The 22,543-nt window shown below is 64.1% G+C and carries 18 protein-coding genes; 13 read left to right on the top strand and 5 right to left on the bottom strand.

Translation table 11 applies throughout. From position 1 onward, the window contains the following. Nucleotides 1-184: 184 nt before the first annotated feature. The 6 genes from ABNU97_RS03380 to ABNU97_RS03355 all read left to right on the top strand — a co-directional run bounded on the left by ABNU97_RS03380 (nt 185) and on the right by ABNU97_RS03355 (nt 5,364). Nucleotides 185-796: a MotA/TolQ/ExbB proton channel family protein gene (locus ABNU97_RS03380; RefSeq protein WP_348765343.1), complete on the top strand. Its 612-nt coding sequence runs from the start codon at nt 185-187 to the stop codon at nt 794-796. Beyond that, nucleotides 793-1,203: a biopolymer transporter ExbD gene (locus tag ABNU97_RS03375; RefSeq protein ID WP_348765342.1), complete on the top strand. Its 411-nt coding sequence runs from the start codon at nt 793-795 to the stop codon at nt 1,201-1,203. Before ABNU97_RS03380 ends, ABNU97_RS03375 begins: the two co-directional genes overlap by 4 nt. 58 nt (nt 1,204-1,261) lie before the next feature. Then, entirely contained in the window at nt 1,262-3,025 is a 1,764-nt protein-coding gene (gene msbA / locus ABNU97_RS03370; RefSeq protein ID WP_348765341.1) for a lipid A export permease/ATP-binding protein MsbA, read from the top strand. A gap of 61 nt (nt 3,026-3,086) precedes the next feature. Beyond that, the gene (gene lpxK / locus ABNU97_RS03365) at nt 3,087-4,073 is read left to right on the top strand and encodes a tetraacyldisaccharide 4'-kinase (protein ID WP_348765340.1); all 987 of its coding nucleotides are present in this window, start codon (nt 3,087-3,089) and stop codon (nt 4,071-4,073) included. 27 nt (nt 4,074-4,100) lie between these two features. Continuing rightward, the gene (gene kdsB, locus ABNU97_RS03360; protein ID WP_348765339.1) at nt 4,101-4,871 is read left to right on the top strand and encodes a 3-deoxy-manno-octulosonate cytidylyltransferase; all 771 of its coding nucleotides are present in this window, start codon (nt 4,101-4,103) and stop codon (nt 4,869-4,871) included. Continuing rightward, nucleotides 4,864-5,364, top strand: a complete 501-nt coding sequence (locus ABNU97_RS03355) for a low molecular weight protein-tyrosine-phosphatase (protein WP_348765338.1) — start codon at nt 4,864-4,866, stop codon at nt 5,362-5,364. The genes kdsB and ABNU97_RS03355 overlap by 8 nt, the downstream gene beginning before the upstream one ends. 118 nt (nt 5,365-5,482) lie before the next feature. Here the strand turns inward: ABNU97_RS03355 and rne are convergent, their stop codons facing one another. Then, complete coding sequence (gene rne, locus ABNU97_RS03350) at nt 5,483-9,115, bottom strand: ribonuclease E (RefSeq protein WP_348765337.1); 3,633 nt, start codon at nt 9,113-9,115, stop codon at nt 5,483-5,485. Between the two features lie 373 nt (nt 9,116-9,488). Here rne and ABNU97_RS03345 point away from each other — a divergent pair, with 373 nt between their 5' ends. After that, the gene (locus ABNU97_RS03345) at nt 9,489-10,376 is read left to right on the top strand and encodes an RluA family pseudouridine synthase (RefSeq protein ID WP_348765336.1); all 888 of its coding nucleotides are present in this window, start codon (nt 9,489-9,491) and stop codon (nt 10,374-10,376) included. Continuing rightward, the gene (locus tag ABNU97_RS03340) at nt 10,373-11,035 is read left to right on the top strand and encodes an HAD-IA family hydrolase (RefSeq protein ID WP_348765335.1); all 663 of its coding nucleotides are present in this window, start codon (nt 10,373-10,375) and stop codon (nt 11,033-11,035) included. Before ABNU97_RS03345 ends, ABNU97_RS03340 begins: the two co-directional genes overlap by 4 nt. Nucleotides 11,036-11,271: 236 nt before the next feature. Here ABNU97_RS03340 and ABNU97_RS03335 read toward each other — a convergent pair whose 3' ends face one another. Continuing rightward, a complete protein-coding gene (locus ABNU97_RS03335) occupies nt 11,272-11,865 on the bottom strand; it encodes a nucleoside triphosphate pyrophosphatase (protein WP_348765334.1) in 594 nt (197 codons plus the stop codon). Nucleotides 11,866-12,010: 145 nt separating this feature from the next. On the opposite strand from ABNU97_RS03335, the gene ABNU97_RS03330 reads away from it, so the two are divergent. From ABNU97_RS03330 to clpA, 5 genes are all read left to right on the top strand, one after another. After that, nucleotides 12,011-12,550, top strand: a complete 540-nt coding sequence (locus tag ABNU97_RS03330; protein ID WP_348765333.1) for a YceD family protein — start codon at nt 12,011-12,013, stop codon at nt 12,548-12,550. Nucleotides 12,551-12,584: 34 nt separating this feature from the next. After that, the gene (rpmF, locus tag ABNU97_RS03325) at nt 12,585-12,770 is read left to right on the top strand and encodes a 50S ribosomal protein L32 (protein ID WP_293625172.1); all 186 of its coding nucleotides are present in this window, start codon (nt 12,585-12,587) and stop codon (nt 12,768-12,770) included. Between the two features lie 42 nt (nt 12,771-12,812). Further along, the gene (gene plsX / locus ABNU97_RS03320) at nt 12,813-13,823 is read left to right on the top strand and encodes a phosphate acyltransferase PlsX (RefSeq protein WP_348765332.1); all 1,011 of its coding nucleotides are present in this window, start codon (nt 12,813-12,815) and stop codon (nt 13,821-13,823) included. Nucleotides 13,824-14,001: 178 nt separating this feature from the next. Next, complete coding sequence (gene clpS, locus ABNU97_RS03315; RefSeq protein WP_348765331.1) at nt 14,002-14,334, top strand: ATP-dependent Clp protease adapter ClpS; 333 nt, start codon at nt 14,002-14,004, stop codon at nt 14,332-14,334. A 61-nt stretch (nt 14,335-14,395) separates the two neighbouring features. Then, complete coding sequence (gene clpA / locus ABNU97_RS03310; RefSeq protein WP_348765330.1) at nt 14,396-16,657, top strand: ATP-dependent Clp protease ATP-binding subunit ClpA; 2,262 nt, start codon at nt 14,396-14,398, stop codon at nt 16,655-16,657. 416 nt (nt 16,658-17,073) lie between these two features. Here the strand turns inward: clpA and ABNU97_RS03305 are convergent, their stop codons facing one another. The 3 genes from ABNU97_RS03305 to imuA are packed head-to-tail and all read right to left on the bottom strand — an operon-like array spanning nt 17,074 to nt 22,353. Next, nucleotides 17,074-20,172, bottom strand: coding sequence for an error-prone DNA polymerase (locus tag ABNU97_RS03305; RefSeq protein WP_348765329.1), 3,099 nt, complete (start codon nt 20,170-20,172; stop codon nt 17,074-17,076). Continuing rightward, nucleotides 20,169-21,599: a DNA polymerase Y family protein gene (locus ABNU97_RS03300; protein ID WP_348765328.1), complete on the bottom strand. Its 1,431-nt coding sequence runs from the start codon at nt 21,597-21,599 to the stop codon at nt 20,169-20,171. The genes ABNU97_RS03305 and ABNU97_RS03300 overlap by 4 nt, the downstream gene beginning before the upstream one ends. Next, the gene (gene imuA / locus ABNU97_RS03295; RefSeq protein ID WP_348765327.1) at nt 21,559-22,353 is read right to left on the bottom strand and encodes a translesion DNA synthesis-associated protein ImuA; all 795 of its coding nucleotides are present in this window, start codon (nt 22,351-22,353) and stop codon (nt 21,559-21,561) included. Before imuA ends, ABNU97_RS03300 begins: the two co-directional genes overlap by 41 nt. Between the last annotated feature and the right edge of the window lie 190 nt (nt 22,354-22,543).

The raw sequence follows: 22,543 nt of genomic DNA, 5'->3' as shown, positions 1-22,543 counted from the left end.
CCCTGCCAATAAGGCAGGCGCTGCGCTCGGACGCCTTGCCGCACCGTCTGTGAGGAATCGACCGCGACCCGCGAGAGGGTGTGTAGAGCTTCCCTCGCGCCAGGCCCGCCCGCCGGCACATGGGTGGCCCGCAACGACTGGGGCGCTTATCATGCCGCCTTGCCTGATATCGAAGGAACAAGGCATGGCAGAAATGCTTGCGGCCGGTGGTTGGCTGATGCTGCCGATCGCGATCTGCTCGGTGCTCGGCCTCGCCATCGTGATCGAGCGGGCCTGGGCGCTGCGTACCCAGCGCGTGGCGCCGCCCCAGCTGCTCGACCAGCGGTCGCGACTGGCGCGTGCGAGCGCGTTGTCGAACGCGGAGCGGCAGTCGCTGGAGGCGAACAGTCCCCTGGGGCATGTGTGGGCCGCGGTGGTCGCAACACGCGGAGAGAGTATCGATATCCGCCGCGAGCGCATCGAGGAAGCGGGTCGTCAGGTCGGCCACGACATGGCGCGCTACCTGAACACCCTGGGCACCATCGCAGCGATCACGCCGCTGCTCGGCCTGCTCGGCACGGTCGCGGGCATGATCCAGATCTTTGCCACCATGACCGAAGCCGGCCTGGGCGACGCCCAGGCTCTGGCCGGCGGCATTGGCCAGGCGCTGGTAACCACCGCGGCCGGGCTGTGCGTGGCGATTCCCGCGCTCGTGGCCTATCGCTATTTCAACGGCCTGGTCGAGAAACGCGGGCTGTTGCTTGAACAATGGGCGGTGTGCCTGATTGAAGACCAGCGCGATGCGCCTTCGTCATGAAGTTCGTGCGCCGTGCGAGCGATCAGGAACCGTCGGTGAACCTCACGCCGCTGATCGACGTGGTGTTTCTGCTGCTGATCTTTTTCATGGTGTCGAGCCGCTTCGTCGACGAAAAGGATTTGCCCCTCGAGCTGCCGGCGGCGGCGAGCGCGCAGGCACTGGCCGCGACCGAAGCCGTGATCGTCGATATCGACGCCGAGGGCGCGTACCGCATCAACGGTCGGGACACTCAGGCCGGCGAGCTGGTCGCTTCGCTGATTGCGCTGCATGCACAATATCCGCAGCGAGCGCTGCGCGTACGTGCGGACGGCGCGGCCAGCCATGCGGCGGTCGTACGCGCCATGGACGCAGCCTCGCAGGCCGCATTCGAACGCGTCGAAATTGCGACTCGTAACGATAAACGATGACAATATGGCCCGGCGCCGGTGGCGTCGGGTTTTTCACTTTCACGTATAGGCCCTCATCTTGGCGCGACAGCAATTCGAAACAAGCATGCCGATCGGCGAGATTTACCCGCGTTTGCTGCGCTATACGTGGCGGCACAAGAAGTGGCTCGGGATCGCCGCCGTCGGCATGGCCGGTTATGCGGCCGCGGATACGGCGTTGATCTATATCCTCAAGCCGCTGCTCGACGGCAGTATCGTCGATCGCGATCCGTGGATGATCCGCTGGATTCCGGCGTTCATGCTGGTGCTGTTCCTGTTTCGCGGGGCCTTCGGCTTTTGTTCGAGCTATGGCATGTCCTGGGTGGCCAACCGCGTCATCTACAACGTGCGCAGCGATATCTTCGCGCAGTTTCTGCGCCTGCCGTCCAGCTTCTTCGACGCCAACTCGACTGGCAAGACCACCGCGAAACTGACCTTCTACACCGGCCAGATCTCGGGCGCTGCCACCAGCGCGATCACTATCATGATCCAGGACACGCTGCGGATCGTGGGCTTCACCTTCCTGATGTTCTGGATCAACTGGTCGCTGGCGCTGATTACGTTGGTCATCGGGCCGCTGATCGCCATCATCATCAGCCATGTGTCGAAGCGGTTTCGCCGCTATAGCGTCAGTATCCAGCAGTCGATGAGCGACATCACCCACGTCAGCGAAGAAGTGCTGACCGGCCAGCGCGTGGTCAAGGTCTTCGGCGGTGAAGAGCGCGAAACCCGGAGCTTCGACCGTATTAACGAGCGCAACCGCCGCATGTCGATGCGCAAGGCCACGACCAGCGCAGCCAGCGTACCGGTGATCCAGCTGATCGCGGCCTTTGCGGTGGCGTTCGTGGTATCGGTGGCGGTACGCGATACCGGTGGTGGCATCATGTCGCCGGGCGATCTGGCCGCTTTCTTCGGCGCGATGATGGCCATGATGGGCCCCATCAAACGGCTCACCAGCGTCAACGCCACCATTCAGGCCGGCATGGCGGCGGCCGGCGCCATTTTCGAGCTTATCGATGAGCCGGGCGAGAACGATCAGGGCACCCTGACGATCGAGCGGGCGAGTGGGCATATCGAAGTCAGCAACCTCTGGTTTCGCTATCCGCGTACCGAAACCGATGTGCTTCGAGAGATCAGCTTCGAGGTGAAGCCGGGGCAGACGGTCGCGTTCGTGGGTCGTTCCGGCAGCGGTAAGTCCACGCTGTTGTCGCTGCTGCCGCGCTTCTATGAATACGGCCAGGGCCATATCAAGCTGGACGGCCACGATCTGACCGAATATCGCCTGCGCGATCTGCGCCAGCAGATCAGCCTGGTCGATCAGAACGTCATTCTTTTCAACGATACCGTGGCCGGCAATATCGCCTACGGTGTGCTCGGCAATGCCGACCGCGAGGCGGTGATGGATGCCGCCCGGCGTGCCTATGCGGACGAGTTCATCCAGTCGCTGCCCAACGGCTACGACACCCTCGTGGGCCAGAACGGCATCATGCTTTCGGGCGGTCAGCGCCAGCGTATCGCCATCGCGCGGGCACTGCTCAAGGACTCGCCGATCCTGATTCTGGACGAAGCGACCTCGGCGCTGGATACCGAATCCGAAAAGGCCATCCAGAAAGGGCTGGACGTGCTCATGCGGGATCGTACGACGCTGGTCATCGCCCATCGTCTGTCGACGATCCAGGATGCCGATCTGATCGTGGTGATGCATGACGGCGCCCTGGTAGAAAAGGGCACCCATAGCGAACTGATGCAGATCGGCGGGCATTATCGCGGTCTGCACGATATCCAGTTCGCGCGGCCCGATTGAGCCTGTGCGCGGTTCGCGACACATGATTGCGTGCCCGGCACGCCGGAGCTAGCGCGATCTCATGCGCGCGGCGTTGGAACGCAGCTGGTATGGCCAAGGGCGGGGCTGGATGCTTCTGCGTCCGCTGGCCGCGTTATTCGCCGGCGTGGTCTGGATACGGCGGCGACTCTACCGCCTCGGCTGGCTGCGCAGTGAGGCCGTCGGCGTGCCGGTGCTGGTGGTCGGCAATATCACCGTCGGCGGCAGCGGCAAGACACCGCTCACGCTGGCCCTGATTGAAAAGCTGCAGCAACGCGGCCTGCGGGTGGGGGTCGTCTCGCGGGGTTACCGCGGTCAGGCTGAGGCTTATCCACTCGACGTCGGGCCCGAGAGTGACGCGCGTGAAGTCGGTGACGAACCCTTGATGATGGCGCTGCAATCCGGCGCCCGCGTGGTGGTGGACCCGCGCCGTCCGCGCGGCGCCCGACGGCTCGTGGGGCTGGGCGTGGATGTGGTGATCGCCGACGACGGCCTGCAGCACTACGCGCTGCGACGCGACGCCGAGATTGCCGTGACCGACGCACGCCGCGGCCTGGGCAACGGGGCTTTACTGCCTGCCGGCCCGCTGCGAGAGCCGCGGTCACGCTTGGACACGGTGGATCTATCACTCGTGCATGGAGCGGACGCGGATTTCTGGCTCGTACCCGGTGCGGCGATGTCGATCGACGGGCAGGGCAGAAGCCGTGAGCTGGCCCAGTTTGTCGGCATGCCCGTTCATGCCATCGCCGGCATTGGCGATCCACATCGTTTTTTCGACATGCTGCGTGGGCTAGGGCTGGACGTGATCGAACACCCGATGCCGGACCATTATCGTTATCGGGCACAGGATCTCGACTTTACGGACGACTGGCCACTGCTGATGACCGGCAAGGACGCAGTCAAGTGTCGCGGCTTTGCAAACACCGCGCGCTGCTGGCAGGTGCCGGTACGCGTGGCGTTCAGCGCGGGTTGCGACGCCCGTATCGACGCCTTGCTCGACCGCCTGCTGGGCACCTGCCGGGCCGCCTGAGCCAATCGCAACGCAAAAAGGAGCGCCATGGACTTCGTCGTTATCATCCCTGCACGGTTGGCCAGCACGCGTCTGCCCAACAAAGTGCTGCACGCCATCGCGGGCGAGCCGATGCTGGCGCATGTCTGCCGCGCGGCGCGTGCCAGCGGTGCGACAGAGGTGATCGTGGCTACCGACAGCGAGGCTGTGGCCGAAGCTGCGCGCGTGGCCGGCGTGACTGCGTGCATGACGCGTGCAGATCATAGTTGTGGCACCGACCGTATTGCCGAAGTGGCCGCCCAGCGCGGCTGGGCAGACGATACGATCGTGGTCAATGTACAGGCCGACGAGCCGCTTATGCCGCCGGCGCTGATCGACCAGGTCGCCACAGCCCTGGACAGCGATACCGAGGCCGCCATGGCCACGGCCTGCACGCCGATTCGCGATGCCGACGCCTTCAACAACCCCAATATCGTCAAGGTAGTCGCAACGCCTGCGGGGCGGGCATTGTATTTCAGCCGGGCGCCGATCCCCTTTCATCGCGACAGCAGCAATACCGAGTTCGAAGCGTGCGCATTTCGCCATCTCGGCATCTATGCCTATCACGCCGGCGCGCTGAAACGGTTTTCGGCCGCGCCGCCCGGCGCCCTGGAGCGGATCGAGTCGCTGGAGCAGCTGCGTGCCTTCGAATTGAACCTGCCGATCGCTCTGGTCGAGGCGCGTACCGTGCCGGGGCCGGGCGTCGATACGCCCGACGACATCGCGCTGGTCGAGGCGCTGATGGCGGGCGGGCATTCTGCGGAGAGAGATAATGACTGAAGCGACTGTTCGCGTGATGTTCGTGTGCCTGGGCAATATCTGTCGTTCGCCCACCGCGCATGGCTTGTTTCGGCACAGGGTGAACGAGGCCGGCCTGGCCGATCGTATCGAGATTGCTTCGTCGGGCACCGGCGACTGGCATATCGGCAAACCGCCGGATCGGCGCGCGGCCCATGCGGCACGTGGCCGCCAGATCGATATCGACGACCTGCGGGCCCAGCAGGTCACCGCCGAGGATTTGCGGTATTTCGACTATGTTCTGGCCATGGACGCGGATAACCTGGCCTCGCTGCAGGCGCTGTATCAGACCACGGAAGGCGCGCGCGCCGAGCCGTCGCTGTTCATGCGCTACAGCAGCGCCTACCGGGACCAGAGCGTGCCGGACCCGTATTTCGGCGGCGAGCGTGGCTTCGAGCTGGTGCTGGATATGATCGAAGACGCCTCGACCGGCCTGCTTGAAGATATCCGCCAACGCTGGCCAGACCTCGAGTAGCCATCCCGGCTGGTCCGTTCGCACGCGGTCCGAATACCCATACGCCGCAGGGCGCTGTACACAAAAAAGGCCCGACCCCATCACGGGGCCGGGCCTTTTTTGCGCCTGCGTCAGTCGATCAGGACGCCGACGACTTGCTTTGCGGTTTGTCCTCGTCCGAGGTTTCCGAGCTGTCCGACGTATCGGCCCGGGTCTCGACCTGATCGAGGGCTTTCTCCGATTCGGACGGGGTTTCGTCGCTGTCGGCAACCACCTCCTCGACGCTGGCCCGCGCCTGGGCGACGGGGATGTCGTCTGTCTCGGCTGAGTCCGCCGGCTCGGCTGCTTCGGAAGGTTCTGCCGATTCGGAAACGGCTTCGGCAGTCGTTTCGCTCGCCGCTACCGACGTGTCCTCGATATCGGCCTGACGCTTCGCGTCACCGGTTTGCGTCTCGACTTGCTCGAGTTTGCCGGCCGAGCTTTCGCTATCGTCGGTTTCGGTTTCGGTTTCGGCCGCAGTCTTCGTCTTGGCTTCCGGCTCGGCGTTCGCGCTTGCTTCGCCCTCGCTGGGCGCGGCTTTCTTGGCCGGTTTGCGGCTTCGTTTGCGCTTCGGCTTGGGCGCGGGTTCTTCGTTGTCGCTCGCGGTTTGAGCCGGCTTTTCGGCGTCCGCAGTCGGTGTAGCCGGGTTGCCAACGGTCTCGTCGCTGCTTTCAGCTTCGGGCTCTTTTGCGTTTGCCGGTTCTGATGAGGCGACCGGCGTTTGCGCGGCGGCGGGCTGTTCTGTCGCGTCGGACTTGTCCGTATGCGTGTCGCCCTTGGCGTCGGCCGTCGATGCTTCGTCTGCGCGATCGCTGGCAGCCTGTTCGCGGATTTCCACCGAGCTCAGTTCGGATTCGGCCTGGGCCGGCTTGTGCTGCGATGCCGCCTTGGCATTATCGCTGGCCGTTACCGCAGACCACGGCTGGTCGTCTTCCGGCGCCGGGGCCTTCAGTGGCTTCGAGGCCTCGGTCTGTTTCTCGGCGCTGGGTTCGGCAGCCGGCGCATGCGCGCGCTCGGCGTCGGTGGCCTGGCCCGATTCCGCGTCGGCCGCATTCGTGTCCGGCTGGCCGGCCTTGTCGGCGTCGCCGCTATCCGGCTTGTCGGCGTTCAGGGATGCGTCGTCCGCCGGCACGGGGGTCGCCGGCTTGTTTTCGTCTTGCGCTGCGACCGACTGCGCTTCGTTCGAGCCGGCGTCTGACTGCGCGGCGCTATCCGAATCGGCCTGGGCGTCGCCCGAGGATTCCGACTCGTTCTGGCCGTCGTTGGCCGTCTTGTTGCGATTGCGCCCGCCGCGACGCCCGCGACCGCCACGCCGCCGCCGCCGACGTGCACCGCCGCCTTCGTTATTGGCGTCGCTGTTCGAGCTGTCGCCGCTGTCGCTGCCGTTACCGTCTGTGGCCTGAGCGGCTTGCGCGGGCTTGGTCGTATCGTCGGCGTTCGACTCGTTCGACGTCTGCGCTGCCGGCGACTTGCTATCGGCGTCGTTGTCGTCCTTGTTCTGGCCGTTACTGTGGCGGTTGCTTTGGCCCTTGCTTTGTTGGCTGCTGTCCTGGGTTGACGAGGACTTGTCCTTCCTGGACGCGTCGTCGTTCTTCGTGCCGTCGTTACGGGCATTCGCATTGTCCTGCGACGCCGCCTGCTTCTTGTCCTTCGGCTTGTTGCGATCGCCGTCGCCGCGCTTGTTGTCGCTGTCGTCTTTCTTGCCGGCGTTGTTGGTTTTGGACGCGGAATTGTCCTTATCACCGCTGTCGTTGTCGCTGCGGTTGTTGCGCCGATTGCGGCCACCGCGGCGCGAGCGCTTGTTGCCGCTGCTCTGGTTGTCCTTGCCGCTGTCGCTATCGCTCTGCCCATCGTCGTTCGAGCGGTTGCCGCGACGGGGCTTGGTCTTGCGCGCGCCTTCGCTGCTGTCGTTGTTATCGCCGGAGGTATCCGCGGTTTCGCTCGTTTTTGCCTTGGCGGTGCTGGCAGCGGCGGTGGCCGCAGCCGTGGTCTGGGGGCTGGCATCGCCGGCGAATATACGTCGCAGGGCATCCCAGAGCTGCTGCCAGGGCGTCATGCTGACGGTCGGCGCGGCCGCGGGGGCCTCGGCCGGCGCGCTCTTGCGCTCGATCACTGGTGCATCCGGCCGCGCCACGCGCTTGACCGCTGGCTCTTCCCGGGTGGTGGTGGCGGCGCCATGGTTCGGCTCCACCGGTTTTTCGATCTCCACGTGGGTATCGAGGCGGTAGCTGGTCGCGTCGTTGGCGTCTTCGGAAAGCTGGTCGCCACGCACGCGCTTGATTTCGTAGTGCGGGGTTTCCAGCGTGTGGTTCGGCACCAGCGTGACCTGGGTGCTGGAGCGTTTTTCCACGCCTGCGATATCGTCGCGTTTTTCGTTGAGCAGGAAGCTGGCCACGGCGATCGGCAGCTGCACGATCACCCGCCCGGTGGAGGGTTTCATGGCTTCTTCCTCGAGCAGGCGCAGAATCGACAGCGACAGCGATTCCACGCTGCGAATCGAGCCACGGCCGAGGCAGCGCGGGCAGGCCTGGGAGGAGTATTCCGACAGTGACGGCTTGAGCCGCTGGCGCGACATTTCGAGCAGGCCAAAGCGCGAGATGCGCCCGATCTGAACCCGCGCGCGGTCAGCCTTGGCTGCCTGCTTGAGGCGGTTCTCCACCTCGCGCTGGTTCTTGTTGCTTTCCATGTCGATGAAGTCGATCACCACCAGGCCGCCCAGATCGCGGATACGCAGCTGGCGGGCCACTTCCTCGGCGGCTTCCAGGTTGGTGTTGAAGGCCGTTTCCTCGATGCCGCCGCCCTTGGTCGCACGTGCGGAGTTGATATCGACCGAGGTCATGGCTTCGGTGTGGTCGATCACGATCGAGCCGCCGGAGGGCAGGGTGACTTCCCGCTCGAAGGCGCTCTCGATCTGGGATTCGACCTGGAAACGCGAGAACAACGGCGTTTCGTCGGTGTATTGCTTGAGCTTGCCCAGCGCATGCGGCATGACCTGCTGCATGAACTCGCGGCCGGTTTCGTAGATATCCGCCTGGTCGATGAGCACTTCGCCGATATCGTCGCGCAGGTAGTCGCGCAGCGCCCGGATGATGACGTTGGATTCCTGATAGACCAGGAACGGCGCCTTGCGCGCGTCGGCGGCTTCGTTGATCGCTTTCCAGACCTGGGCGAGATAGTCCAGATCCCACTGCAGTTCTTCGGCGCATCGGCCCACGCCGGCGGTGCGCACGATCACGCCCATGCCGTTGGGTACCTGTACCTCGTTAAGGGCTTCGCGCAGCTCGTTGCGGTCTTCGCCTTCGATCCGCCGCGACACGCCGCCCGCACGGGGGTTGTTGGGCATGAGCACCAGATAGCGCCCGGCCAGGCTCACGAAGGTGGTTAGAGCAGCGCCCTTGTTGCCGCGCTCCTCCTTTTCCACCTGAACGATGATCTCCTGACCTTCGGACAGCGCGTGCTTGATGCTGTCCTTGCCGTTACCGCCGTTCTGGTTCTTGTTGAAGTAATCCTTGGCGACTTCCTTGAGCGGCAGAAAACCGTGCCGATTACCGCCGTAATCGATGAAGGCGGCTTCGAGGCTCGGCTCGACACGCGTCACGCGGCCCTTATAGACATTGGCCTTGCGCTGTTCGCGGCTGCCGACTTCGATATCTAGATCATGGAGTTTCTGGCCATCGACGATCGCCACGCGCAGCTCTTCGGGCTGCGTGGCGTTGATCAAAATGCGTTTCATTCGAATGGGTCTCGACTGGCGCTCGACTGCCCGAAAGTGCAAGCGGCGCGCGCAAACAGGCGCCGGCCGCCGGCGTAGTCGTGGTCTCGTGGCCGGTAAGGACGGCGACGATCACACGGTGCGCAGCAACAATCAGACAGGAGCACATGAATAAATAAATGACTCTTCGCGGAAGAACACGCTGTATCCGGGGCGCATGCTAGGCTTGCCCGGCATTTTTTAAGCGTGTGACAAATGACTGTCAGTCGGCGATTGCGTGCCCGCGCGGGAAAGGCGTCGGCGGACAGATTAATCAACCCGACCTTGGGAGTGTAATCTGACTACGGCACCCGCTCAAGTTCGCTATGTCCGCGTCGATAGTAACGATGCAGGCATGCGGCTCGACAATTTCCTCTTGCGCACCTTTCGGGACGTTCCGAAATCGAAGGTCTACCGGATCATCCGCAGTGGCGAGGTGCGGGTTAACCGCGGCCGCGCCAAGCCGGGCACGCGTCTGGCCGAAGCCGACGAGATCCGCCTGCCGCCGGTACGCCAGAAAGAAAAGCCCGGCCCCGGTCGCCCGCCCGACGGCCTGATCGAGAAGACCCGCAGGGCGCTGATGCATGAGCGCGACGACATGCTGGTGTTCAACAAGCCGGCGGGCCTGGCGGTGCACGCCGGCAGCGGCCTGCGCTTTGGCCTGATCGAGGTGCTGCGGGTGGCGCGGCCGGGCGAGTACGTCGAACTGGTACATCGCCTGGACCGCCAGACCAGCGGCTGTCTGCTGGTGGCCCGTTCGCGCGCGGCGCTGGACGCCCTGCGGGCCGGCCTGAACGACGCGGCCGCGACCAAGCGCTATCTGGCGCTCGTCGATGGCCATTGGAAAGAGGGGGCGATCGAAGTGGACGTGCCGCTATCGCGCGACGTCGAGCGCAGCGGCGAACGCATGGTCACGGTTGACCCCGAGCGCGGCAAGGCGAGCGTGTCGCGCTTCGAGCCGGTCGCCTTTTATGGCGATGCCACGCTCATGTCGGTCGAGATCAAGACCGGGCGCACCCACCAGATCCGTGTGCACGCCGCCCATTGCGGCCATCCCGTGGCCGGCGACGACAAATACGGCTCGAATCGGCGTGCCGCGCTATGGCAGGAGCGGGGGCTTGGCCGCATGTTCCTGCACGCCGCGCATATCGATATGCCCTACGGACAGGATACGTTACAGCTCGACGCGCCGCTGGCCGCGGATCTGGCGCAGCTACTCGACCAGTTGGATGAACAGGAATGAAGCGATACGAACTGCTGGTATTCGACTGGGACGGCACCTTGATGGACTCCGCCGGCGAAATCGTGTCGGCCATGCAGACCGCGATTCAGGATCTGGGGCTGCCCGAGCGCTCGCCGGATCGCATGCGCGAACTGATCGGCCTCGGTCTGGACGATGTGCTGGCACGGTTGTTTCCGGATCTGGACACGCAGCGCGTACGCGCGCGCCTGCACGCCTATCGCGCGCGCTATGGAATGAAACGCAGTGCCGCGAAGCTGTTCCCGCCGGTCGTGGATGCCTTGGAGGCACTCAAGGCGCAGGGCTTCGAGATGGCGGTGGCCACCGGCAAGAGCCGGCGCGGCCTGGATGCCGCGATGCGCGACACGGGCACCGAAGGTTATTTCCGCTGGACGCGCTGTGCCGACGAATGCACGCCGAAACCGGCGCCGGACATGATCGAGAACATCCTCTTGCGGTCGGCCACGCTGCCCGAGCATGCGCTGATGATCGGTGACACCGAATACGATGTCGCCATGGCCCGGGCGGCCGGAGTGGATGCGATCGGCGTGGGCTGTGGCGTTCACGACGCCGCGCGGTTGCGTCGTGCCGGCGCGCTTGAAGTGCTCGACAGCGTCGAGACGCTGCCCGATTGGCTGGCCTGCGAACGGCGCAGCGCCTGATCGCGACGGCTCGGGAATCGCTGCATGACCTTTCGTGGCTCGCGTTCGAGTCCTCGAATGCGTTGCGACAAGGCGGGCGAGCGCGGCGCCTGTCTTATGGGCAGGTCGAACTCGGCAACGCAGTGGCGGCGTATTTGAGGCCGCCCCCTCGGGGCAGCCGGCCTTTTCATGCCGGCCGCGCGCAAAGCACGCCGGCGCGACCACGACAGGTTGGCCAGAGCTTCTCTAGCGTTTCTCTAGGGAATCTCGACGCCGGCCTCGGCGAGCAGCCGGCACAGCGCAATTAGCGGCAGTCCGACCAGCGTCGACGGATCTTTCGACTCGATCGATTCGACAAGGCTGATGCCCAGGCCTTCGGACTTGATGCTGCCCGCGGTGGCGGTGACGTCCTCGAGCTCTACATACCGCGCGATGCGGGCATCGTCGAGTTCGCGAAAACGCGTGGTCACGGTTTCGACACAGGAACGCGGTGTGTCGAATACGGGCGCGCATACACACAAACCGGTATGGAAATACACGGTCTTGCCGGATTGATGGCGCAGCTGTGCCCGTGCCTTTTCCGGAGTGCCGGGCTTGCCGAGAATATCGCCCTCCACATCGGCGACCTGGTCGGAACCGATTACGATGGCTTCGGGGCGGTCATCGAATATGCGCCGTGCCTTGCCGATAGCCAGGCGCTCGGCCAGCGCCGCCGGGGCTTCGTTGGCGCGCGCGCTTTCATCGATATCCGGCGAGATCGCTTCGAACTCGAGCCCCAGGCGAGTCAAAAGCTCGCGCCGCCAGGGCGAGCTGGAGGCAAGAATGATGGGTGCGGGGGAGGTCGGGGCCATGCGGAGTCCTTTGTCGGCGAATCTCTGGCCGCCAGAGGATAAACGATCCGTACCGCCATCTGTCGGCCTCGCGTACGGTGCATGCCAAGACTGAAACGGCGAAATGCTTTGACTTGGCGGGGTTTCGGCCCTATTATCGCGCGCCATGAGCACGCCCCGAGCGCTGGTACCTCGTGTCGATTACCGTCGGCTTGCCACACAGCAGGGGCGAATCGAAGGCCGTCTCGATCTGGATCATCTGGATCGAGTCGCGGCACAGACGATCGACGCATCGGCCGGTGCAAGCCCGGTGATGGTGGATCTCGAATTTCGGGAGGATGCGCAACGGCGTGTCCATGTCGAGGGTGATATCAGCACGACGCTTCGGCTCGAATGCCAGCGTTGTCTGAACGCTTTCGATCATCCGATGAACGTGGCCGTGTCCGGCGTCGTAGTCGGCGACGACGACGCTGCTGCAAACGTGCCGCGCGAATACGAACCGGTGCTGGCCGACGGCGACATGCTGGATGTGCATGCGCTGGTGGCCGACGAACTGCTTCTGGCGCTGCCTAGCGTAGCCCGGTGCAGCCGGCCTGAATGTACGGCGCAGTATGTCGATCACGACATGCCGCGCGGTGACGAACAATACGATGAACGACGCAACAATCCGTTCGCGGTGCTGAGTCAGCTCAAACGCGACGATTGACGATTTTCGACAACGCTGGAAGACATAGAACGCCATGGCCGTCCAAAAGAACCGCAAATCCCGTTCGAAGCGCGACAAGCGTCGCAACACGCACGCCAGCATGAATCCGCCGACGCTGTCGATCGATCAGACGACGGGCGAGACGCATCTGCGTCATCACGTCACGCGCGACGGTTTCTACCGTGGTCGTCGCGTCGTCAATACCGGCGACGACGTTTAAGCACGGATGATTCCCGGGGCTAGAAGCCCCGGGCTCCGACTTATGACGCGTATTGCAGTCGACGCCATGAGCGGCGACCACGGCGCCCCTGTGGCCGTGGAAGCCGCGATCAAGAGTTTGCAGGCTCACCCCGACCTGGAAATCATTCTGGTTGGTGACGCCGAAACCCTGCATCCACAGATCGCACGCCACAAGAAGGCAGACGTCGGCGAGCGCCTCGCTGTGCGCCATGCCAGCGAAGTGGTGGGCATGTCGGAATCACCGGCACGCTCGCTGCGCCAGAAGAAAGACTCTTCGATGCGCGTGGCGATTAACGTGGTTCAGAACGGCGACGCCGCGGCCTGCGTATCGGCGGGCAATACCGGCGCGCTGATGGCAACGGCGCGGTTCGTGCTCAAGACCCTGGCCGGTATCGACCGGCCCGCGATCATATCGCCGATCCCGTCGCGTCAGGGCCATACCCTGATGCTCGACCTGGGCGCAAACGCTGAATCGACCCCCGAACAATTGTTCCAGTTCGCGGTCATGGGCGCCGTACTTGCCGAAGCCGTGCACGGCGTCGAGGAACCGCGGGTCGGGCTGCTCAATATCGGCGCCGAAGAGATCAAGGGCAATATCCAGATCCAGCAGGCCGGCAAGCTGCTAGGAGAGAGCGAGCTCAACTATATCGGCTTCGTGGAAGGCGACGATATCTATATCGGCGACGTTGACGTCGTGGTCTGCGACGGCTTTGTCGGCAACGTTGCGCTCAAGACCAGTGAAGGCCTCGGCAAGCTCATAGCCCAGTTCCTGAGAGAGGAATTTTCGCGCAATGCGCTGACGCGTAGCGCGGCATTCTTCGCCATGCCGGTGCTCAAGGCATTTCGTCGGCGCGTGGATCCGCGCCAGTACAACGGGGCGACCTTCATCGGCCTGCAGGGTACGGTTATCAAGTCGCACGGCGATGCCGATGCGGTTGCCTTTGCCAGCGCGATCAACGTGGCCCGCATGGAAGTCGAACAGAAAGTGCCGCAGCGTATTCGTTCGCTTCTAGCGCACAACCTCGGCGAATAACCCCGCCCATTCCCGCGCCGACCCGCGCGGATGCCCTGGCTACGAGGCCTGGGAGATCGATTGCGTCCGATCGATTGATTTGCTGCCCCCGTATCCTTATATCCTGCGTATAGAAAATGGATTCGATGCCGATTGAGTCTTCATGCAAGACTCGACGGCAGGCCAAGGTAGGCACGAGATGAGTCAGTCCGACAAACCCAAGCCGACGGTGGAAGACGAAGGCGAGGCCGTTGTCGAAACCAGTCGGCCGAAAACCAAGCAGCCACCGCTCTACAAAGTGGTCATGCACAATGACGACTTCACACCGATGGAGTTCGTTGTGGAAGTGCTGATGACGTTTTTCAATCTCAACCGCGAGCAGTCGGTCCAGGTCATGCTGACCGTTCATACGCGGGGTAAGGCGGTGGCTGGTACGTTTACGGCTCAGATAGCCGAAACCAAGGTGGCCATGGTCAACGACCATGCACGCGCCCATCAGCACCCGCTGTTGTGTACTATGGAAAAAGCCTGATTTTCGCAATCTTCGAGGACAGAATCAGGCCTCAATCGAACATTAGGTTCGGGGACGCAAAATGCTGAGCCAGGAACTTCAAACCGCTCTGGATGCCGCCTTCATGGTGGCGCGACGTCAGCACCACGAGATGCTGACTGTCGAGCACCTGCTGATGTCACTGCTGGATAATCCCGGCGTGGCCGAGGTGCTGGAAGCGGTAAGCGCGGATATTCCGAGTCTGGAACGCGAACTCAAAAGCTATATCGATACGCATGTGCCGGTCGTGCCGGCCGGTGAAGATCATGAAGTCCAGCCCACGCTGGGCTTCCAGCGCGTGCTGCAGCGCGCGGTCTACCATGTCCAGTCGTCGGGCAAGAAAGAGGTGACCGCGGTCAACGTACTGATCGCGATCTTTTCCGAGCAGGAATCGCATGCGGTCTATCTGCTCGGCGAGCAGGGTGTAAGCCGACTCGACGTGGTCAACTACGTATCGCACGGTGTATCCAAGTCGGGTAGCGAAGGCGAACAGCCCGGCTCGACCTCGGAGAAAGGCGCCGAGGAGGGCGGCGAGGCCGGCAAGTCACCGCTCGAACAGTATGCGACCAACCTCAATCGCAAGGCGGCCGAAGGTGACGTAGATCCGTTGATCGGCCGTGATCACGAGATCGAGCGCGTGGTGCAAACGCTGTGCCGCCGGCGCAAGAACAACCCGCTGCTGGTGGGCGAGGCCGGCGTTGGCAAGACCGCGATCGCCGAAGGCCTGGCTCGCATGATCGTCGACGGCGAGGTGCCGGAGGTTCTCGGCAAGAGCGTGATTTATGCGCTCGATCTGGGCGCGCTGATTGCCGGTACAAAATATCGCGGCGATTTCGAAAAGCGTCTCAAGGGCGTACTGGCCGAACTGGAAAAGCAGGACGGCGCGGTGCTGTTCATCGACGAAATTCATACCATCATCGGCGCCGGTGCGGCCTCGGGTGGTGTGATGGACGCCTCGAACCTGCTCAAGCCGAAGCTCGCTTCCGGCGAGCTGCGCTGCATGGGTGCGACCACCTATCAAGAATTCCGCGGCGTATTCGAAAAGGATCGGGCGTTGGCGCGCCGTTTCCAGAAAATCGATGTGCCGGAGCCGAGCGTGGCCGATACCGTGCAGATCCTGCGCGGTCTCAAGGACCGTTTCGAGGAGCATCATCAGGTGCGCTACACGCAGCCGGCGCTGGAGGCGGCTGCGGAGCTGTCGGCCCGGCATATCAACGACCGGCACCTGCCGGACAAGGCCATCGACGTGATCGACGAGGCGGGTGCGCGTCTGCGTCTGCGGCCGTCCAGTAAGAAGCGCAAGACCGTCCAGGTGCGGGATATCGAGGATATGGTGTCGCGTATTGCGCGGATTCCGTCCAAGACGGTGTCCCGTGACGACCGCGACGTGCTCAAGACGCTCGAGCGTGATCTCAAGCTGGTGATTTTCGGCCAGGACGAAGCGGTCACCTCGCTGGCGAGCGCCATCAAGATGTCGCGCTCGGGGCTGGACAACCGGGACAAGCCGATCGGCTCGTTCCTGTTCGCCGGGCCGACCGGCGTCGGCAAGACCGAGGTCACCCGCCAGCTGGCGCTGCATCTGGGCGTGGAGCTGGTTCGCTTCGATATGTCCGAATACATGGAGCGGCATACGGTGTCGCGCCTGATTGGCGCACCGCCGGGGTATGTCGGCTATGACCAGGGCGGGCTGCTGACCGAAGCGGTCAACAAGCAGCCCCACTCGGTGGTACTGCTGGACGAAATCGAGAAAGCCCATCCGGATATCTTCAACCTGCTCTTGCAGGTGATGGACCACGGCAAGCTCACCGACAACAACGGCCGGGAAGCAGATTTCCGCAACGTCATCCTGGTGATGACGACCAACGCCGGGGCCGAAGCAATGGCCAGCCGCGGGATTGGCTTCAATCCCAGCGACAGCAGCTCGGACGGCATGGAAGCCATTCGTCGTGGCTTCACGCCGGAGTTCCGCAATCGTCTGGACTCGATCATACAGTTCCAGCCGTTGCAGGGCGAAGTCATCGAGCGGGTGGTGGACAAGTTCATCCTCCAGCTCGAAGCACAGCTGGAAGCACGCGGCGTCGGGCTCACGGTCGAAGCCGAGGCGCGCAGCTGGCTGGCCGAGCGCGGCTACGATGTGAAGATGGGCGCACGGCCGATGGCCCGTGTGATCCAGGATCACATCAAGAAACCGCTGGCCGAAGAGCTTTTGTTCGGCCGACTGGCCAACGGTGGCCAGGTGGTCGTGCGCGTGGACGACGATGCGATCGAGCTCGATATCACGTCCCGAGAAATCGCCGAAGCCTGATTCGGTCGACGATAAGCTTCAACACATGCATTCAAGGCCCGGTTTTACCGGGCCTTTTTTTTGGCAGCCACTTCGCGACGTGGCGTCCGGAATGCGTGGTCGTCCGCAAATGAACGCGAATGGAGGCAAGTAGCAGGTCAATCGCAGGGTCTTGGTTGGGAGGACTGTGCGGTGGTGGTCGACCCGCCGTGCAAGACTTTGTCCTTACCAATGCACGCCCATCAGGGACCGATTGTTTAACTTAAAACACTCGACGGGTTTGGGATGAGTTTTAAAAAACAAGTATCCTCAGTGAGTTATTGTTAATTATTAAAGTTGATACGAGTTCGAGTTTTTGCGTCAATCTGCGGAATCTGTATAACCCGCGGAGAGGGTTTTTCTGCTGTTTCGCGATAAGTCGTATAACACACGGCTGTTCAATGGAAATCTCGGGAGCGCGTGGTCAGTTTCCCGAGCCGGGCGCTGTCGTCGACGATATGTCGCGCCACGCAGTGGGTAACGGGGCCCTGGCGTTGCATGATGCCGTTGACCCGTAGCAGCCGGGCGCTGGTGACGGCCACGCGATAGCGGGCGAGCAGGTCGCGATGGATGACCACGTTCACGCAGCCGGTTTCGTCTTCGAGGGTGACGAAGGTCGTACCCTTGGCGCTGCCCGGGCGTTGGCGGATGGTGACCAGGCCGGCGACGTGCGCAGCGCGACGATCGGCCAGGGCATCGAAATCGCGGGCACAGAGCACGCCCTGGCGAGCCAGCTGCGGGCGTAACAGCGCCAACGGATGTCTGCGCAGGGTCAGGGCGGTACTGGCATAGTCGGCCACGATATCGTTGCCTTCGCGCGGCGCGGGCAGGGCCACTTCGGGTTCAGGCGCCTCGAGCCCGGCAAACAGATCGGCATGCACATGGGCGGCCGCGATCTGCCACTGCGCCTGGTGGCGATGTCCGGCCAGCCCGCGCAGGGCATCGGCCCGGGCCAGAGCGTCGCGGCAGCGCTGGCCCAGCCGGGCACGAGTGACCAGATCTGCCACCTGGGTGAACACAGCGTCGTTGCGTGCAGCGACGATGCGTTCGCCGGCTTCTTGCGACAGCCCCTTGATCAGCCTTAGACCCAGGCGCAGTGCAAAGGCTTGGGTATCGGTGCGTTCGAGCGTGCAGTCCCAGTCGGAGTGACACACATCGGCCGGGTGTACTGTCACCCCGTGACGTTTGACGTCGGCCACGATCTGGGCCGGTGCATAGAAGCCCATCGGTTGGCTGTTGATCAGGGCGGCCGCGAAGGCGGCCGGATAGTGGCATTTGATATACGACGACACATAGACGAGCAGGGCAAAACTCACGGCATGGGATTCAGGAAAGCCGTAGCTGCCGAAACCCTTGATCTGTTCGAAGATCCGATCGGCGAATTCTTCGGCATAGCCGTTGGCCCGCATGCCGCTCTTCAAGCGGTCGCGCCAGGGTTCGAGTCCGCCTTTCTTTTTCCAGGCGGCCATTGAACGACGTAGCCCGTCGGCTTCGCCGGCGCTGAAATTGGCCGCCACCATGGCGATTTTCATCACCTGTTCCTGAAAGATCGGCACACCGTGGGTGCGTTCGAGCACCCCGCGCAGGGCGTCGCTGGGGTATTCGATCTCTTCGCGCTTCTTTTCGCGGTTGAGCAGGTAGGGGTGGACCATGCCGCCCTGGATCGGGCCGGGGCGTACGATCGCCACTTCGACCACGAGATCGAAAAACCGCTGCGGGCGCAGCCGTGGCAGCATGGTCATCTGGGCCCGCGATTCGATCTGGAAAACGCCGACCGTATCGGCGGCCGAAATCATGTCGTAGGTGGGCCTGTCCTTGCCGGGAATGGTGGCCATGGTCAGCTGGCGGCCGTGATGGCGTTCGATGAGCGCGAAGCAGCGGCGCAGGCAGCTGAGCATGCCCAGTGCGAGCACGTCGATCTTCATCAGGCCGACCGCTTCCAGATCGTCCTTGTCCCATTGGATGATGGTGCGATTGGGCATGGCTGCCTTTTCCACCGGCACCAGCTCTTCCAGCGGTACTTCGGAGAGCACGAAACCGCCGACATGCTGGGATAGATGACGTGGAAACCCGATGAGCGTATCCACCAGCATGAGAATACGATCGAGATCGCCGGCATCGATATCGATACCGCGTTCGTCGAGCTGGGCGGCCAGGCTGCCGTCATCGCTGCGCCGCGACAGCGCGCCGGCCAGGGTGTCGATCTGGTCGACGCTCAGGCCCATGGCCCGGCCGACGTCGCGCATCGCGCTGCGCGGTCGGTAATGGATGACGGTGGCCGCGAGCGCGGCGCGCTGACGGCCGTAGCGGGCATAGATGTACTGAATGATCTCTTCGCGGCGTTCGTGTTCGAAGTCGACGTCGATATCCGGCGGTTCGTTGCGATCGCGCGAGATGAAGCGCTCGAAGAGCATGTCGTGGCGCAGCGGATCCACTTCGGTGATGCCCAGACAGAAACACACCACCGAATTGGCCGCCGAGCCGCGCCCCTGACAGAGAATGCCGCGTCGGTTCGCCTCTTCGACGATATCGTGGACGGTCAGAAAATAATGCGGATAGTTCTTTTCCTCGATCAGCGCTAGTTCGTGCTCGATCTGGCGACGTATCGCGGCATTCGTGCCGTCGGGCCAACGCCGCCGACAGCCGCGCTCCACCAGTGAGCGCAGATGCTCGAGCGCGGTCTGGCCCTGGGGCACCACTTCGGAGGGATAGTCGTAGCGGATTTCGCGCAGCGAAAAGCTGCAATCGGCGGCGATACGCAGGGTCGCGGCCAGCATGTTGTCGGGATAGAGAGCTGCCAGCGTCGAGCGCGGTCGCAGATAGCGTTCGCCGTTGGCGAACAATGCCCGCCCGGCGTTGTGGACGGTCGTGCCCAGGCGCAGGGCAGTGAACACGTCCTGCAGGGCACGCCGCGCCCGCCGATGCATATGGACATCGCCCACCGCGACCAGCGGCAGACCGTATCGGGCCCGCAGTTCATCGAGCCGGCGTCGGTGGGACATATCGGCGGCACGCCGATGCAGGGCCAGTGCGATATGACTCTGGCGCGGGTAGGTGGTGGCCAGCCAGGCCAGCAGATGATGCAGCGCCGGTATGGGTGGGCAGTCGTAATCGGGCAGGACCAGAATGCGGCAGTCGGCCAGGGTATCGGCCTGCAGGTCGGCCAGGCCGATACGGTAGTCGCCCTTGGCCACGCGTTGCCGGGCGTCGGTAATCAGCCGGCACAGGCGGGTATAGCCGTTGCGGTTGCGTACCAGCAGAATGACGGTCACGCCCTCGTCGAGGGTGAAACGGCTGCCCAGAATGAGATCGATAGCGCAGGCTTCGGCGGTTTGCAGGGCCCGTACCGCGCCGGCCAGGCTGCATTCGTCGGTCAGTGCGATCGCCTGATAGCCGAGTTCGGCCGCGCGGGCGACCAGTTCTTCCGGCGTGGAGGCGCCGCGCTGGAAGGAAAACCCGCTCACACAGCACAGCTCGGCATAGCCGAGCGCGCTCATCCGAACAGGCCGTGCATGTAATAGACCGGCGTGTCGCCGCTGGGGGCATGGGCCAGATCGCGATAGACCCAGAGCAGGCGTCCCTGGCCGTCGCGGGCGCGAAAATAATCGCGTCGGATGCTGTGTTCCCACCAGCCGGTTTCGATGCGCTCGGGGCCGGCGATCAGGGTCAGTTCTGCCGGCGCGCGTTCGGGCACGTCGAGCAGCCACATCGGGCGTGGGGCCGGGGTGGCGGTATGACGCGTTGCCGGCCGGTCGTGCCGGGCACTGGCCTGCTCCGGGCGGTGGTCGTCCACGTCGTGCAGCCAGCCGACTGCCTCGTGGCCCAGCCGCGCGCGCAGGCGATCGAGCACCGCCGGCCATTGTTCGATACCGGCGTGGTCGGGGTCGCGCCAGAGGCTGTCCTGGTCCTGTTCGAAACGACGCAGGCGATCGCTGGCCAGCGCGATTTCGAGCACTGGCGCGGCCAGGGTGACCCGGGCCAGTCGTTCGTTGGCGACGCGCTCCAGATGGTCTGCATCACGTGAGGGCGACGCCAGACGCAGCAGCAGGCGGGTGGGCGGCAAATCGTCGTGAATGAGCTTGAGCTGCAGCGTCTGGATGGTGGCATCCGCCCCCTGCAGAAACGCGGCCAACTCGGCGAACACGCGCCGCAGCAAGAATACCAGCCCCTGGGTCGTTTCGACCGCGCCGGTGAGTTCGTGACGGGTACCGTAGCGCTGCGGCAGGGTATAGAAGTCCAGCCCATGCGGGCGGCGCCCGCGTAGACATTCCAGCGCGTCCAGGGTCGGCTTGCCGTAGCGGCGTACCAGCGTGGAAGGCGGCAGGGCCAGCAGTTCGCCGGCAAGGCGCAGCCCGCTGGCCTTGAGCGACAGCGTGGTCTGGGCGTCGAGGTCCAGACAGGCCAGCGGCAGGCGGGCCAGACCTTGGGCACGGTGTTTGGGCGAAGGCGCACGCGCAAACGCCAGGGCGGCATGCGGGCTGTCGCCCACGCCCAGGGTATAGCGATAGCCCATGCGGTCGAGATCGGCACGTACGCGTTCGAGCAGGCGCTGGCGACCACCGAACAGGCGCAGGCTGGCGCCGATTTCGAACACCACGCGTGCGCATTCGACGCGGTCGCTGGCGCGTGCGATATGGACCTGGCTGCTGTAATGCCAGGCCCAGCCGCCCAGACGTTCGAGCGCGGCCCCTTCGCCGGCGATATGGCGTGCTAGCACGACGGCCTCGGGCACATGCATGCGTGCATCGGCCAGCAGCATGCCGCGGCGTACGCCTTGTTCGAGCGCGCAGGCGTCGGCGGCCACGACATGACGCCGGCCGCGCTGTTCGGCCACCACCAGCGTCGGGTTCGTAACCGGCGGCCGGTCGCGGGCGTCTGCGCGGCTATCGAGCGCCCAGTGGGGAAGACGAAGAGCGAGCCACATGGGGAACACGATCGGGTTGAGGAATATCGTTGCTGGCGCCTGCACGCAGCGCCGCCAGCTCGGCACGAGGGGTCTCGAATTGCCAGACGCGTTCGACGCCGGGCCGTAGTCCGGCAATACGGGCGCCGGCAGGGCCGCGGCATTTGAGTATCTCGATACGCTGGCCGCCGCCGCTGGCAGTGATCGCCAGGCGCAGGGCCGCCGGCGAGCGTTCGGCGGCAGCCCGGATATGGCGATAGACAAACACCGGACAGGCTGCCTTCTCGGCGGCCAGCTGCAGACGACGCAGGGCGGTTGTATCAAGACGGTCGGCCCAGACGACGAAACCGGCAAACGCATTCGCCCGTGCCATCTGTTCGACACACCACACTTTTTCGCTCTCGTTGCGACAGGCCACGAGCGGCACCCGGGCACAATCGATGCCGGCCTGGGTGAGCGCCGGGGCCTGCAGGGTCGGCGGCGGGGCGATGAAGGCGAGCTGGCGCTTGGGCTGTTCGCGCATGCGCCGGGCCAGGCCGTGCAACAGCAGGCTCAGCTCGCCCAGCCCTGCGTTGTTGCACAGCAGTTCGGTGACGGCGCCGATCGGATAGCCGCCGCCGGGCAGCTGGCGATCCAGCGTCGGCGAGCCCGTGGCCATGGCCGGCAGTTCGGCCTGCCGCGTGGCCCGGTGCACGCCAAAGCGTTGCCAGAAGGTTTCATGGGCGGCCAGCCGCTGGCCGTGCGGATCTACGTTGTCGATAGGCTGCTTGTTCATAACTGTATTTATATACAGTTAATACAGCAGTGACTACCCCCAGCAACGATTCATCGACGCCAACGCCCGTCAGACCGGCGCTTGGCTACCCTGGCTGCGGGTAGCGTATGCCGGCCTGACGGTGCGAGCGCGCTTTTCAGATCGCCATGGGTGCGGGTGTTTCAAGCCCGGAATCGGGCCGACGGCGCAG

Origin of the sequence: uncultured Salinisphaera sp., from assembly GCF_964012375.1 — a bacterium.
In the GTDB taxonomy this organism is placed as follows: domain Bacteria; phylum Pseudomonadota; class Gammaproteobacteria; order Nevskiales; family Salinisphaeraceae; genus Salinisphaera.
This window is presented reverse-complemented; position numbering and strand designations above follow the sequence as displayed.